Source organism: Rhodopirellula sp. JB055, assembly GCF_043100905.1.
In the GTDB taxonomy this organism is placed as follows: Bacteria; Planctomycetota; Planctomycetia; order Pirellulales; family Pirellulaceae; genus Rhodopirellula.
Genome location: NZ_JBICHO010000533.1, coordinates 1 through 14,668 on the forward strand (window position 1 = coordinate 1; position 14,668 = coordinate 14,668).

The following is a 14,668-nucleotide window of genomic DNA, read 5'->3' on the forward strand; positions in this document are numbered from 1 at the left end:
GTCAACTCAACTTCTGGATGCCGATGCCACTTCACCGGCGATTGCAACGACGCGCGATTGAAGCATCGAAACGATTGACCGCCGTCGGGAACCAGTTTTTCGTAAGAGGCTTTCATGGGATGCGAATGATGAGGCGACGACTGGCTGTTCAGTTTCCACGGAAGAATCAGTGCTGTGAACGCAGTCGAAAGAACTGGATCGACAACTCGTTGCCGCGAATTGCCGCCTTCGAACGGCGTCTCTCGAAACAGCTATTCAGGTTACCTCGGGTATGTCAGCCCGATGATGTCTGACGACTTGCTTCGCATCGTTCAAAGGGGCGCACAAAAAGTATCACTTCTTGGAAAAATGCGCGAACTTTCATATTCAAACCCACTGACGCGCAAATAAAGTACCACAAATGGGCAACCGGCGTGGAGAAACGCGTTTGGCAACTCAGCAGAATGGTCGGCGACGAACCGCATCCCGCAACTGTGAGTCACCCCGACATGTCGATCAGCTCTTCCATTCCAGACCGAAAAGTGGCCCTCGCCTTCATGGCACATCCCGACGATGCGGAGATCAGTTGCGGCGGCACATTGATTCGATTGCAAGAATCAGGATGGGATGTCCACATCGTTTCGGTGACTGCCGGCGACTGCGGGTCGATGAACATGGATCCGGAAGAAACCGCCCGCACTCGTATTCTCGAAGGCACCAATGCAGCCAACTTGATTGGCGCGACCTTTCACACCTTGGGTGAACCGGATGGACGAGTCGTCTACGACCGTCAATCACTGCAAAAATCAATCGACCTGTTTCGACGCATCGCTCCAACGCTCGTGATCACGATGCCAATGTCGGATTACCACGCCGATCACGAGGTGTCTGGGCAACTTGGTCGAGCGGCTAGTTTCGTCTATGCCGCTCCCAACGCTTCGACCGAACCGTTGATCGATGGATCCAGTGTTCCCTACCTGTACTACACCGACGGACACGACGGGCAAGATCGAATGGGCACCCCGATTACGCCAACCACCTCTGTCGACATCAGCGAGCAACTCGAAACCAAAACGAAGATGCTTGCTTGTCACGAAAGCCAACTGGAATGGCTGCGATCGCACAACGGCATCAATGAATACTTGTCCGCAATGCAGGCACACAGCCACGCTCGCGGTACCGACATCGGAACGGACGCGGCCGAAGCCTTTGTGCAACATCGCGGGCACGGTCATCCGGTTGAAGATTTGCTGGCGACTCTCTTCCCGATCCAACATTCATCCCATTCGCCCGACTCTGCAATGCAAGCGACCAACTCATGAGTAGTACCTTGGATAGCCCCACGCCGCTCAAACACACGATCGAGTCCTCTCAGGGACTGTCCGTTCTAAAACTTTCCGATGCCGCCGTAGCCAGTAAACGTGTGGCAAGGGAAATCGGAGCACTGATTCGTCAACGAGCGTCCGAGAATCGGAACTGCGTGCTGGGATTGGCGACTGGCTCAACCCCGATCCGTGTCTATCGGGAATTGGTGCGAATGCACCGCGAAGAGGGACTGTCGTTCCACAATGTGATCACGTTCAACTTGGACGAGTACTTTCCCATTCAACCCAATGCGGCACAAAGTTACGTTCGTTTCATGAACGAACAGTTGTTTGACCACATCGATATTGTACGAACCAATATTCACATCCCCAACGGAACGATTGAACTGGAAGCGGTTCCGGGATACTGCCGCGACTACGATGAACTGATCGCGACCACCGGCGGCATCGATTTGCAACTGCTTGGCATCGGTCGCACCGGCCACATCGGATTCAATGAACCAGGTGCCACACGAGACACACGCACACGACTGGTCAAACTGGACACACTCACACGCGTCGATGCGGTCAAAGATTTCGGAGGGATGGACCAAGTCCCACTGCTCGCGATCACGATGGGAGTCGACTCGATCCTGCAATCCAGCCGCATTCGATTGCTGGCCTTTGGCGAACACAAAGCCGACATCGTCCAGCGTTCGATCGAGGGGCCAATCACTTCCACGATCCCAGCCTCTTATTTGAAGACGCATCGCGACGTGCAGTATCTACTCGACGACGCGGCTGCGGAATGCTTGTCGCCATCTACCCTTGGAGAAACCCCGCAATGAGTGCGACCAAAGAAACCTCCCCCCAATCACGCGTCCGAATTCTGTGCGTGGGCGCCGGCAACATGGGACGATCCCATGCATTGGCATATCAAGCGATCGACGGTTTTGAAATCGTTGGCATTTGCACTCGGTCCGCAGAATCGGGAGCCAAACTGAACGAAGAACTTGGCAGCGACTACCCGACCTACCAAGACTTTGACGAAGCCCTGCAAGCGACCCAGCCAGATGCGGTCTGCGTTTCCACATGGCCGGACACGCACGCTCGATTTGTCACCGCCGCCTTGGAAGCCGGCTGCCACGTTTTCGTCGAAAAACCGCTGGCTGATTCCGTCGAAGCCGCCGAATCCATCGTGGCTTCGGCCTTGGCAACCAACCGCAAAGTGGTCGTCGGTTACATCCTGCGGCATCACCCAAGCTGGAACCGCTTCATCGAAATCGCTCACACGTTGGGCAAGCCCCTTGTGATGCGAATGAACCTCAACCAATCGTCTTCCGGTGCCACCTGGGAAACTCATAAACGGTTGATGTCCACGGTTTCACCGATCGTCGACTGCGGCGTGCACTACGTCGATGTCATGTGCCAAATGACGGGCTCGCGCCCCGTCCGTGTGTCAGGCATCGGCGCACGCCTGACCGACGAACTCCCTGAAGGAATGGTCAACTACGGCCAGTTGCAAGTCACGTTCGAAGACGGCTCGGTCGGTTGGTACGAAGCCGGCTGGGGACCGATGATGAGTGAGACCGCGTTCTTTGTGAAAGACGTTGTCGGTCCCAATGGAGCCGCATCAATCGTCGCAGAAACTGCATCCTCGACCGGACAAAGCGACAATGTCGATGCCCACACCAAGACGGAATCGATCCGCTTGCACCATGGCAAACTCAACGACGAAGGCAACTTCGCTAGTGATGACGAGTGGATCCACCTCGAGGATGAACCCGACCACGATGGACTCTGCCACCGTGAGCAACAGTTCTTCCTGGATGCGATTCAACAAGACAACGACTTGACGGCCCATCTTCAGGATGCGGTCAACTCCATGAAAATTGTGGCCGCGGCGGATGAGTCCTTCCGAACCGGCAAAACAATCGAACTGCAAAACAATGAAACGGTCAGCACTTAACATCCTGCAAAGTCAATGACCGTTTCAAACCAGACTTCGTGAAGCCCGTGTTCGGGTGAATCGAATGGGAAGGACGAGGTCACGAGAACCGCTTGATTTGCTACCCAGAAGATCAGTGGCCTCGTCCAATTCCCATCCATGTTGTCCCGCCTGCGAACCAACCCGCTTGGTCGCTTCCCACCTTCCTTGTTTCTTTCCCGAACCAATCGTGACGCCGCGATTGTTCCTTTGAACATTTCCAAGTGAGCCTGATATGAAACCGAATCTGAATCGTCCGACTTCTGATGGTCAGACCACCAATCGCCGCGATGTTCTGCGTCGTGGTGCCACCGCCACCGCAGCGCTCGCCGCGACCGTCGGTGCCAACCAAATGGTTCACACACACGCAGCGTCATCCGATCCCAATCGCAAGATCAAAATCGGCATCGTCGGTGCTGGCGGCCGCGGAACCGGTGCCGTCAACGATTCGCTGACCATCAACGACAACATCGAACTGGTCACGATTGCTGACTTGGACCAAGGCAACGCAGAACGTCTTCGCACCGGAATGAAACGTCGTCACGCTGACAAAATCAACGTCGCTGACGACCGCATCCACACTGGTTTGGACGCCTATAAAAAGGTCTTGGAAGATCCCGAAGTGGAAGTCGTCTTTCTGACCACCTCGCCTGCCTTCCGTCCTTCGCACATCGCCGAAGCCGTCAAAGCTGGCAAGCACGTCTTTGCTGAAAAACCATCCTGCGTTGATCCCGCCGGCTACCGAATCTGTGTCGCGGCTCACAAACAAGCCAAGAAGAATGGCACCGCGATTGTCACCGGCACCCAGTACCGTCGCCAAAGCAACTACATGGAAGCCGTCAAACGCATCCATGACGGCGAAATCGGAGACGTGATCGGCATGACTTCGCGTTATTGCAGCAACGGCATTTGGTACAAAAACCGTGCCGAAGGTGTCAGCGACACCCAATATCAGCTCAACAACTGGATGCACTTCATCTGGTTGTCGGGTGATCAGATCGCCGAACAAGCCGTTCACAACATCGACTTGATGAACTGGGTCATGCAAGGACCTCCCGTCAGCGCTTACGGTTCGGGCGGTCGCTTCACCCGTCCCGAGGACAGCGAAATGTGGGACAGCATGTGCATCGACTATCTGTACACAGACGATCGTCCCGTTTCATTCATGTGTCGCCAAATCCCTGGCACCACCGCCGAGAACGGAAGCACGGTTCGCGGAACCAAAGGCTTCGCCATCATCGGTGCCGGTAGCAGTGGATCCACGTTCTTGGATCGCAACGGCAAAGAAACCTTGAAACTCGAAGGCAGCATCGCGGATGCATATCGCCAAGAGCACAAGGATTTGATCGATTCAATTCGCGCTGGCGAACCCATCGTCGAATTGCTCGAAACCGCGAACAGTTCTTTGACCGCCGTCATGGGACGGATGGCTGCTTACACCGGGAAAAAAGTGACCTGGGACTTCGTTGCGAATGAATCCAAATTGGATCTCTTCCCCAAAGACTTGCAATGGGACGGCAGCCGCCCTGAACCAAGTTTCGCGATCCCAGGAAAAACGAAACTCATCTGATCGGTCTCCCCGCTCTACCGAGGATGTCGTCCGGTTTTTAAACACCGTGCCAGGAACGCCTTGAGACCTTCGCCCGCGCAGAGGTCGTGCCGTATTATTTCACCCTCCCTTTCGGAGGGTCGGCCCGCTTCGGGTCAGGGAAGGTTACCCGCTGGTTCCGATGCTCGACCCTCCCCTCGCTTCGCTCGCCCCTCGCAGGCGGAGGGTGATGATAAACGCTTGGCAACAGAGCAGTTAAACACTGCACGACCTCTGCAGCGGGAGGGGTCGGAAAGCGAGCGTTCAGTGAGATTTCCGGGGGAAGGCCATCCGCGCGGCTTTCCATGCTCGGCACCCTCCCTCTCTTCCGCCTGAACCGTTTCAGTCGCCTCACGCAAGACGAGCGATTTGTCAAATTCAAATGAGAGTGTTAACCGTAGTGAACGAGGCGACGAGTCCTTGGTTTAGACGCCGGTCCAGGACTCGTCGCCTCGTCCACGGCCCGAGAAAATAGTCGTTACAGACCGCTAGCTTTGGAAAATGAAGTTATGGGAAGTTCACCAGAGATGTCACTGGAAAACGGAAGTCCCCAAAGCGAAACAGCGGCGGCCGACATAGCCCCAATGCTGAGTGACTCCTGCTTGCACCGTCGCACCTTCTTCGCTGGAACGACCGCCTGAACTTCCCGCGCAATCAACGCATTTGAAACGTTCGCTCGTACTTCGGCATCTCGTTTTCGATCCAACTCCTGCGTCCCGCATCTGTGTCATGCCATTTGGGCGCAACCAGCGTTGTACTCCAAACACCTCCATCACGAATCGCTTGACTCAAGAACTCATGTTGTTCGGCTGCCATGTCTTTGGATTCCGAAACGTCTTCCCGAACATCAAATACCTGCCACTTGCCAAACTGTTTTCGATACGCCTTCCAATTGCCTTTTCGGATCGCAACCTCATTGCCTCCACCGTGATGTCGCAGCCAGAAGAGAGTGTCATCGGCATGCGGATTCACGCCGGACGTCAGTTCCTCCCACACATTTTTCCCATCCAAGACTTTTTCATGGTGGACAGTGGCATTCGCCAGCGCCGCAAACGTGGGATAGAAGTCCAAAGCGGTGACAGGGTGCGGAAAAACGGTTCCTGGTTCCAAGTGCCCCGGCCAAACCATCAGCATCGGAACGCGAATTCCTCCTTCGTGTGTCGATCCCTTGTCGTCTTTCAACGGAGCGTTGTTTCCCGCCTGCAAGATCTTTCCGCCGTTGTCGCTGAGGAAAACGACCAAGGTATTGTCGGCAATGGAGTCACTTGAATCGCCATCCTGATTGGGATCCTTCAGGGTCTGCATCAAACGTGACACGCCTCGATCGACCGCGTGCACCATCGCAACATAGTTTTGGCGTTTTCCGTAGTCTCGATAGTCCACGCCATTTTGAGGGTTTGACGGCTTGTGCGTCGGAAACAATGCCTTCAGATCTTCCGTTTTGCCTTGTAAAGGAGAATGCGGTGCATTGTAGGCGAGGTACAAGAAGAACGGATGGTCCGATTCATTGGTCGCGATGAATTTCACGGCTTCCTCCGTCAACGTGTCAGTCAAATAGGCCCCTTCCGGCGACTTGATTGACGTCCCATTTCGTTCCAAGAAATACTGGTAATCATTGACCTTCGGCTCGACCTCGTCCGTGACCGACGGGTAGTAGACATGGCCGCCTCCCAGAAAACCATAGAACTCCTCAAACCCGCGTTGGTTGGGATGAAACGGGCGTTCGCTCCCAAGATGCCACTTCCCAAAACACCCAGTTCGATACCCCGATTGCTGCAAAACGGAGCTGATCAACACCTCCGATTCCGGGATGCCTTTCTCGTTGTAATCCAACAGTTGCAGAGACTCATTGGGAAGATTCTTCTGCCCCCCAAAACAATGTGGCATCCGTCCCGACAACAACGCCATGCGGCTGGGACCACAGAATGGATGCGACACATATGCCTGGGTGAACATGACCCCTTCTTTCGCCAATTGGTCCAGATGAGGAGTCACGACATCGGTCGGCACGCCAAAATGCGCCGCATTGAATCCCACATCTGCGTAACCCAAATCGTCACAAAGGATCAACAGAATGTTAGGGCGATTGACTGGTGCCGTGACATCTTGGGCGATTCCGTTGTTGGCTGTCACCACCAGAGAGAACCAGCCACCCAAAGCCAACCACAACAGACACGCGACACGCCGTGAGTTCATACAATCCAATTCCCATGTTGGCCCAGCAGAAGTCCTGGGTGCATTCCCAGGCATCATGAGATTCCAATGGAACGCATCATTGACGCAGTGAATCCGAAAAAAAACGCCAAATCATTCTAACCAGGCAGGTTGGCGGGAGTGATCGGGGAGAACCTCTCGAAGGCGAGTCTCTCAGAAACTCGCACATGACAGCGTTTCGGAGAGACGCCGCGACGCGATCGATCCCAATAGCTCTCACTCACGTGCTTCCGTTCTTTGGCGTCAAACGTGTTTCTCACCCCATCACGCGGGTTTCAATCTGCTACCATATTGCCGATCCGATTGAGCGACTCAGCTTGAAAACCGGAAGCGGATCCTCCCACCAACAACTCCCCCTGATCGCCATCCATTTCGAATGGACACGGCCACGCATTCACGGCCTGGAATCCTCAACGCGTCGTCGATCTCCGGTTGAAATTCGTTGAGTTACTTTCCTTGCCGACACAGAGCGTGATCTTCCTTCGCATGTTTGGTCACTCGCACGGAGCCCACCTTGATGTCCCGTTCTCTGTTGCAACCACTTGCTTTCTGCTTTTTCACCACCTGTCTGGTCGGATCGCATGTTGCGCCGGCAAGACTGATGGCCCAGTCAGAAACATTGGTCCCAGCATCTCAAACTCAGACTGTTCGCCTCGCAACGTTTGACGTGGACGCCACTCCGCCGGTCGGCTCCATGATGGCGTACGACCGCGTGAAACGAGTCGAAGAAATGACCCTTCGGGCTCGTGGCATCGTCCTTCTCGGGGCCGACGAACCGATCGTCCTTTGTGCGGTCGATTGGATCGGAATTGGCAACGAAGGACACGATCAATTCCGAAGTCGTCTGGCCAAAGCCGCCGGGACGACTCCCGATCGCGTCGCCGTGCACACCTTGCATCAACACGATGCGCCACGCTGCGATTTCACGGCTGAACAATTGGTGAATGCAACCGGGAAATCCGATATGGGGCCCTACGACAGTTCACTGGCCCGCAAAGTCCTGGACCGTCTGACCGACGCGGTCACCGACGGAATCGCCAGTGCCAAGGAAGTCACTCACGCCGGATGGGGATCCGCCGAGGTCAAAGAGATCGCTTCCAATCGTCGCCTCCAAACGGAAGACGGGAAGGTTTTTGCCACCCGCTACACTGCTTGCCGCGATCCAAAACTACGAGCCGAACCGGATGGCACCATCGATCCTGAGTTGACTTCCTTGACGTTCTTTCATGGAGACCAAGCCCTGGCGGTGATCACGCATTACGCCTGCCATCCACAAAGCTACTATCGAACCGGCGTGCCCAGCCCAGATTTTCCGGGTCTGGCTCGCTTCATTCGAGGCCAAGACCGTCCCAACGTCCTGCACGTTCACTTCAACGGTGCCGGCGGCAATATCGGAGCAGGAAAGTACAACGACGGATCGCCGACCAACCGCATGATCCTGGCTCAACGCTTGGCGGATGCGATGAAAGCCGCAGCCGACTCCACCGAAAAGTTTGCCATCTCCGCGGCAGATGTGAATTGGGCGTTCACTCCCGTCGCCCTTCCTCCCGCTCCGCATCTGGACGAAGCCGCTCTTCGCGAAAAGCTGCAGACTTGGAACACAACCGACTACTGGGGAAGCCCTGACGATTTGGCTTGGCTGCTTCGTTGCCAAAACGGACACAAAATCGAGCTGAGTTGTCTGTCCATCGGGGATGTTCGTTTGCTGCACATGCCGGGCGAATTGTTCGTCGAGTATCAATTGGCGGCCAAGGCCATGCGTCCCGATCTCAAGGTCGCCATGGCAGCTTATGGTGACTACGGCCCCGGATACATCGGCACTGAAGAAGCCTATTCACAAGGTGGTTATGAAACCAGTCAACGAGCGTCCAAGGTGGCCCCTGAAGTTGAAAAGTTTTTAATGAAAGGCGTTCGAACGTTGCTGAACGTCCCCGAGGAAAAACAGAAACAGCAGCCACCACCCACCGAAACCAAATCCACTGAAACCACGAACGTTTCAACCGGTACCAACAAAACTGCGGTGGAGGAATCACGATGAGATCGATCATACGCACCATGCGTTTCGACCATGTTGTCACCGGCCTGACGCTACTGCTTGGATTGGCATTTCGAACCGGAGTGGCAGAGGAGGACTATGCCGCTGAACTTCCACGCGTGCCGCCGACACCACCAACGAAAACGCTCCACGACTTTCAAGTCGCCGATGGGTTTCAGATTCAATTGATCGCCAGCGAACCGTTGGTGACCAGCCCTGTGGCGATGGAATGGGCAGCGGACGGATCGCTGTTCGTCTGTGAAATGCGAGGTTACAGCGAAGATCGGGACAAAGGCATCTCGCGAATTTCTCACTTGGTTGATACGGACCAAGACGGAATCTACGACACCAGCACGATCTTCGCTGACGGTCTGCTCTGGCCCACTGGTTTGTTCCCTTGGAAAGGTGGTCTGTTCGTCGGCGACGCACCCAACCTGGTTTACTTTCGAGACACAGACGGAGACGGAAAAGCGGACGAGCGTGAAACCGTCCTGACGGGATTTGGCACGTCCAATGTCCAAGGCCTCATGAATTCGTTCCGGTGGGGACTCGACAACCGCATTCATATCGCGTGCAGCAGCACCGGCGGGATGATCCGGCAACCCGATCAAACGGAATCCGACGCCATCAACATTCGCGGACGCGACATCGCACTGGACCCTCGCACCGGCGAGTTCGAACTGACCAGCGGCGCGGCCCAACACGGAATGTGTTTCGACAATTGGGGACGAAAATTCGTTTCCTCCAATAGCGATCATCTTCAGCAAGTCATGTACGAAGACCGCTACCTCAGTCGCAACCCGCTGCTGCAACCCGCCCCGGCTCGAATCTCCATCGCCGAAGATGGACCACAAGCCGAAGTGTTTCGAACCAGCCCCGTGGAACCTTGGCGCATCGTCCGAACGCGATTGCGAGTCAGCGGCAAGGCTCGCGGCCCCATTGAAGGTGGCGGTCGCGCCGCGGGGTACTTCACCGGCGCGACCGGAGTCACGATCGTGCGTGGAGATGCTTGGCCAGAATCATTCCAAGGCATGGCGATCATCGGTGACGTCGGCAGCAACTTGATTCATCGCAAACGTCTGCACCCTGATGGACTGAAATGGATCGGAAAACGAGTCGATACGAACAGCGAACTGGTCACCTCCAAAGACATTTGGTTCCGCCCCGCTCAGTTCGCCAACGCACCCGACGGATCCCTGCACATCATCGACGTTTGCCGCGAAGTCATCGAGCACCCCAAGAGTCTTCCGGCGGAGATCAAGCAGCACTTGGACCTGACCGCAGGCCGTGAACGAGGCCGATTGTATCGGCTGATCCCAAATGGATACGAACACCGCCCCACGCCCAATTTGCGAACCGCGACGGATGCCGTTCTCATCGACAGTCTCGCGCACCCCAATGCCTGGCACCGTGAAACGGCAGCCCGCCTGCTGGTTGAAAGGCAATGCAAAGCCATTCAACCGCTTCGCCAATTGGCCACTGATTCGGAATCGCCTCTCGGACGCTTGCACGCATTGGCTGTCTTGGACGGCCTCGGAAAACTGAACTCCGCGACACTGCTTGCGTGTCTGTCCGATGAACACCCCGCCGTGCGTCGATTCGCGATTCGGTTGTCAGAGAAGATTCCCATCGATGACGACCTGCTCAAACGACTGGCCGCGGTTGCAAGCGATCCATCGATCGAAGTCCGTTATCAACTCGCATTCACCGTGGGATCACTTCCCCAAATCGACAAGACCACAATTTTGGCGGAAATCATTCACCAGAATCCCGCCGACCGATGGATGCAAACCGCCGTTCAGAGTTCCGTCGGCACGGGGCCAGGCAAACTTTTCGCAACCTTGCTATCGCCACCGGTTGACGCCCATCTGGAGGGCTTCCTGACTCGACTCGCCGCTCAGATCAGCCAGCAAGACGACCTGAAAGAAGTTCAGCATGCGCTGGACGCAGTCTCGATTCTTTCGCCTACCGACGGCGACTTTGCTCTCCCAATCTTGGGTCAGTTGCTACAATCACGAACCCGGTCCGGCAGCGTCCTGCATCGACTCGCCGCTTCGGGTGAACTGGCAAACGTCGACAGAACCATGGCGCAAATGCTTGCGTCACTCGAACGCGACGCCGCCGATGAATCCGCTTCGATCGAGGCTCGTGTTTCCGCGATCAGAAACCTTCGCTACGCCACGCCCGACCGAGTCGCGGCCGTCCTGCCGGCATTGATCAAAACACATCAACCAATCGAAGTTCAACGCGCCGCAATGAACACTTGGGGGCGTTTTGATTCCGACGAAATGACGGCAACACTCCTGCGGCAATGGAGCGGCTTCAGTCCAAGCCTTCGCGAAACCGCGAGTGAGATTTTGTTCGCTCGTCCGACCCGGTTGAAGACCTTGCTCGATGGAATCGCCGCCGGCCAAATTCCCATCAGCGAAGTCTCCCGGTCGCGATTGCAAGTCGCGGCGAAGTCCACCGACGCAGCGATTCGCAAGTTGGCGTTTCAACTGCTTCAATCCAGCGGTTCAAACAATCGGGAAGAAGTTGTCCAGGCCTACCAAATCGCATTGCAGCGAGAAGGCAACGTTGATCGCGGCCGCAAACTTTTCACCACGCACTGTGCAAACTGCCATCGGGTTGAAAATCACGGTCACGAGATCGGTCCCAACCTGGCAACCGTGAAAACTCGCGGAGCAGATTTTATTCTCACCAATGTGTTGGATCCCAACCTCGAAGTGAATCCGCAATACTTGAACTACGTCGCACTGGACATCGACGGACGAACGTTGACCGGCATGATCACCGATGAATCTGCAACCGCAATCACGCTTCAACGAGCCGAATCGGCCCGGGACGAATTACTGCGTGTTGACATTGAACGTCTTCAAAGCACGGGTAGGTCGATCATGCCCGAAGGCTTCGAAGAACAACTCACGCCGCAAGCGATGGCGGACCTGATCGCCTACTTAATGCAGGTGAAATGATTCCTCGCAACCATTCGCGCGAAGAAACTTGGTAAATTCCCGCTTCCATTGATGAAACACGAATCAGGATTTTGCATGTCCAACCAACACGAACGGATCAACTACCTTGAGTTTCCGGCCACGGACCTCTCCAAAACCAAAGCATTCTTTGAAACATGCTTCGGTTGGAAGTTCACCGACTACGGACCGGAATACACTGCGTTCGACCAGTCAGCGGGCTTGGATGGAGGCTTCTATCAATCCGACCAGTCTTCGTTGACCTCCAACGGCTCCGCTTTGGTCGTGTTCTATAGCGAAGACTTGGAAGCGACGATGGAGAAGGTCCAATCCTCCGGTGGAAACGTCATCAAGGAAATTTTCTCGTTCCCCGGCGGTCGCCGCTTCCAATTCACCGAACCCTCCGGCAACGAATTCGCCGTGTGGTCAGACAAGCAACCGGCCTGATGCCGAAGCAGCCATCTCGCAGTGCTTGCGTCTTTTGTCAGTGGAATGGGCACTCTTGCCCGTCGGAGTCGGCCAAGCCCCCCATCACAACCCGACGCGTGAGTTTTGAAGTTGCGTGTTTGCGTGAGGCATTGGGTTTTTCATAACCCGACGCGTCAGCGAGGCGAAGTCAACATCGTTTTTCCCTCGCTGACGCTTCGGATTTTGAGAAAAGCGCAACTTCAAAACGCGTGAGCGAGGGACTCCCCCAAATCCCACGACGGCCCCATCCGGGGCGAACCCCAGACCGGCCGCCATCCATTTTTCAACGGCGTTCTGCGACTGGTTGTGCGATTTCGAATGGGCGCCAACAACCGCGGAGCGGTGACAGTTGTTCGCCTCGGTTTTTAACCCAAGGTCTCGGTCGTCACCACCTTCTCTCAGCAACCGTGGAGCCGCGGCAGGCCCGAACGGTCGACACATCCATTGCCGGGGTCGCCGGGCCCCGGATTGATTCACCGCTCGAACAGCAACTCGCCCCGGTTCCCTCGCTTCCAGAAGCTGCCAACCAGCGGCCTGTCAATTGGAAAGGCTACGCCTGATCAGCCGGGTGCTGGTACGGGGCCCGGTAGGTTCGCTTGAGGGCCAGCGTGGCTTCTTCGTCACCCACAATCGTGTGTGTTTCCGGATCAAACTCAAGCGTCCGACCAAGCTCCATCGCCACGTTCGCCATGAAGCAAGACGCACTGCTGATGTGACCTTGCTCGATGTCAGCGACCGGCTTGGTGCGGTTGTCGATCGCGTTCAAAAAATCGCGCATGTGACCTCGTATGGCGGAGGCAACATGCAATTCCAAGGACCACTTCTCCTTGTCCGTGACGTCGGTCGGGTACTGATCGGTTTCAATCACAGCTTCACCAGAAAGCTTCTTTCCACCGCCGCGTGGTTCGAATTCGAATTTGTTCACGCTCAGCTTCAGCGTGCCCTTGTCGCCATAGATTTTCGCGGCCCAGGGATATTCTGGATCGGGTGCACTGCCCCAACTTCGGTGTGTCCAAACCACGTCCAACTCATCGAAGTCAAAGGTTGCGGTTTGGGTGTCCGTGATGTTCGCCAGCGAATCCGTTTGAACCATGATGCCGCCGACACTGCTGATGCGTTTCGGCCATCCGAGATCCAATTGCCAACGCACCAAGTCCAACATGTGAACGCACATGTCGCCCACGATGCCGTTGCCGTATTCCATGAACGCCCGCCACTTTCTCGGGTGCGTCAATTCCGTGTACGGACGCATCGGTGCCGGGCCTGTCCAAGCTTCGTAATCCAGGTGCGACGGTGGATCGATCGCCGGTGGATTCTTGTTCGCTCGCATGTGGTAGTAGCAACACACCTCTGCAAACGCGATGTTGCCAAGCAATCCAGCGTCGACGACATTCTTCTTGGCGTCCATTAAGTGCGGTGTGCTGCGACGTTGCGTGCCGACTTGCACGACTCGCCCGGTTCGTCGAGCCGCGTCCAACATCGCTTTGCTTTCCAACGTGTCAACGCCCGTTGGCTTTTGAACGTAGACGTCCGCGCCTGATTCCACCGCAGCGATCATCGGCAACGCATGCCAATGGTCCGGCGTAGCGATCAGAACAATGTCCGCATTCTTCTTGGCAAGCAGATCCTTGTAATCCGCGAAAGTCTCCGGACGCTTGCCAGACTTCTGACGGGTTGCGATCAAGTCCGCACATTCGTCGCGCAACTTTTGGTCAACGTCGCAAACCGAAACCACTTCCACAGGCTCCACGTTGAGCAACTGCAGCAAATCGCACTTGCCGTACCAACCACAACCGATTAGCGCCACGCGACGCGGGCGGCGACTTTCATCCGCCGAAGCGGACTGGGTGTGGGTGGCGGCAACGGTGGCAGCGGCAGCACTGGCGGCCAAAAATGAGCGACGTTCCATGGCAAATTTCTGAGTGGGGATGGGGACGGGAGCGACCAAACAGACGCAAGCAAACCGGCGAGAGGCAAACTCCTACCAGGCTCACTGGACCGCACATTTTAACAGAGCGAACGAGTCCCGGTACAATCGGACAGGCGTCGCCCCACGAAGCAGGCACGATCGCCGCATTCTGTATTCTCATCTACACTGCCAAGATGAATTCTCGTGAAACC

The 14,668-nt window shown here is 55.9% G+C and carries 9 protein-coding genes and 1 pseudogene; 7 read left to right on the top strand and 3 right to left on the bottom strand.

Annotated features, from left to right (window positions below):
• Positions 1–116, bottom strand: a pseudogene (locus tag ACF8AM_RS20760) (AraC family transcriptional regulator); the annotation flags it as partial.
• A gap of 372 nt (positions 117–488) precedes the next feature.
• Between ACF8AM_RS20760 and ACF8AM_RS20765 the strand changes: the two are divergent.
• The 4 genes from ACF8AM_RS20765 to ACF8AM_RS20780 all read left to right on the top strand — a co-directional run bounded on the left by ACF8AM_RS20765 (position 489) and on the right by ACF8AM_RS20780 (position 4,840).
• Entirely contained in the window at positions 489–1,301 is an 813-nt protein-coding gene (locus ACF8AM_RS20765; RefSeq protein ID WP_392557484.1) for a PIG-L deacetylase family protein, read from the top strand.
• The gene (gene nagB / locus ACF8AM_RS20770) at positions 1,298–2,131 is read left to right on the top strand and encodes a glucosamine-6-phosphate deaminase (protein ID WP_392557485.1); all 834 of its coding nucleotides are present in this window, start codon (positions 1,298–1,300) and stop codon (positions 2,129–2,131) included. Before ACF8AM_RS20765 ends, nagB begins: the two co-directional genes overlap by 4 nt.
• Positions 2,128–3,252 (top strand): Gfo/Idh/MocA family protein, encoded by a 1,125-nt coding sequence (locus ACF8AM_RS20775; RefSeq protein ID WP_392557486.1) that lies wholly within the window; start codon positions 2,128–2,130, stop codon positions 3,250–3,252. Before nagB ends, ACF8AM_RS20775 begins: the two co-directional genes overlap by 4 nt.
• Positions 3,253–3,505: 253 nt before the next feature.
• Positions 3,506–4,840, top strand: coding sequence for a Gfo/Idh/MocA family protein (locus ACF8AM_RS20780; RefSeq protein ID WP_392557487.1), 1,335 nt, complete (start codon positions 3,506–3,508; stop codon positions 4,838–4,840).
• A 672-nt stretch (positions 4,841–5,512) separates the two neighbouring features.
• Here ACF8AM_RS20780 and ACF8AM_RS20785 read toward each other — a convergent pair.
• Positions 5,513–7,054, bottom strand: coding sequence for a sulfatase-like hydrolase/transferase (locus tag ACF8AM_RS20785; protein WP_392557488.1), 1,542 nt, complete (start codon positions 7,052–7,054; stop codon positions 5,513–5,515).
• 535 nt (positions 7,055–7,589) lie between these two features.
• Here ACF8AM_RS20785 and ACF8AM_RS20790 point away from each other — a divergent pair.
• From ACF8AM_RS20790 to ACF8AM_RS20800, 3 genes are all read left to right on the top strand, one after another.
• On the top strand, positions 7,590–9,110 hold the full coding sequence (locus ACF8AM_RS20790) for a hypothetical protein (RefSeq protein ID WP_392557489.1): 1,521 nt from the start codon (positions 7,590–7,592) through the stop codon (positions 9,108–9,110).
• Positions 9,111–9,127: 17 nt separating this feature from the next.
• Positions 9,128–12,082, top strand: a complete 2,955-nt coding sequence (locus ACF8AM_RS20795) for a PVC-type heme-binding CxxCH protein (RefSeq protein WP_392557490.1) — start codon at positions 9,128–9,130, stop codon at positions 12,080–12,082.
• A 75-nt stretch (positions 12,083–12,157) separates the two neighbouring features.
• Positions 12,158–12,526, top strand: a complete 369-nt coding sequence (locus tag ACF8AM_RS20800) for a VOC family protein (RefSeq protein WP_392557491.1) — start codon at positions 12,158–12,160, stop codon at positions 12,524–12,526.
• A 571-nt stretch (positions 12,527–13,097) separates the two neighbouring features.
• Here the strand turns inward: ACF8AM_RS20800 and ACF8AM_RS20805 are convergent.
• On the bottom strand, positions 13,098–14,456 hold the full coding sequence (locus ACF8AM_RS20805; RefSeq protein WP_392557492.1) for a Gfo/Idh/MocA family protein: 1,359 nt from the start codon (positions 14,454–14,456) through the stop codon (positions 13,098–13,100).
• Positions 14,457–14,668: the final 212 nt, after the last annotated feature.

Excerpts from the sequence above, each read along its gene's own strand:
- ACF8AM_RS20780 (WP_392557487.1), top strand. The coding sequence starts at position 3,506 with ATGAAACCGAATCTGAATCGTCCGACTTCTGATGGTCAGACCACCAAT.
- ACF8AM_RS20785 (WP_392557488.1), bottom strand. The coding sequence starts at position 7,054 with ATGAACTCACGGCGTGTCGCGTGTCTGTTGTGGTTGGCTTTGGGTGGC.
- nagB (WP_392557485.1), top strand. The coding sequence starts at position 1,298 with ATGAGTAGTACCTTGGATAGCCCCACGCCGCTCAAACACACGATCGAG.
- ACF8AM_RS20800 (WP_392557491.1), top strand. The coding sequence starts at position 12,158 with ATGTCCAACCAACACGAACGGATCAACTACCTTGAGTTTCCGGCCACG.
- ACF8AM_RS20765 (WP_392557484.1), top strand. The coding sequence starts at position 489 with ATGTCGATCAGCTCTTCCATTCCAGACCGAAAAGTGGCCCTCGCCTTC.
- ACF8AM_RS20790 (WP_392557489.1), top strand. The coding sequence starts at position 7,590 with ATGTCCCGTTCTCTGTTGCAACCACTTGCTTTCTGCTTTTTCACCACC.
- ACF8AM_RS20805 (WP_392557492.1), bottom strand. The coding sequence starts at position 14,456 with ATGGAACGTCGCTCATTTTTGGCCGCCAGTGCTGCCGCTGCCACCGTT.
- ACF8AM_RS20795 (WP_392557490.1), top strand. The coding sequence starts at position 9,128 with ATGCGTTTCGACCATGTTGTCACCGGCCTGACGCTACTGCTTGGATTG.
- ACF8AM_RS20775 (WP_392557486.1), top strand. The coding sequence starts at position 2,128 with ATGAGTGCGACCAAAGAAACCTCCCCCCAATCACGCGTCCGAATTCTG.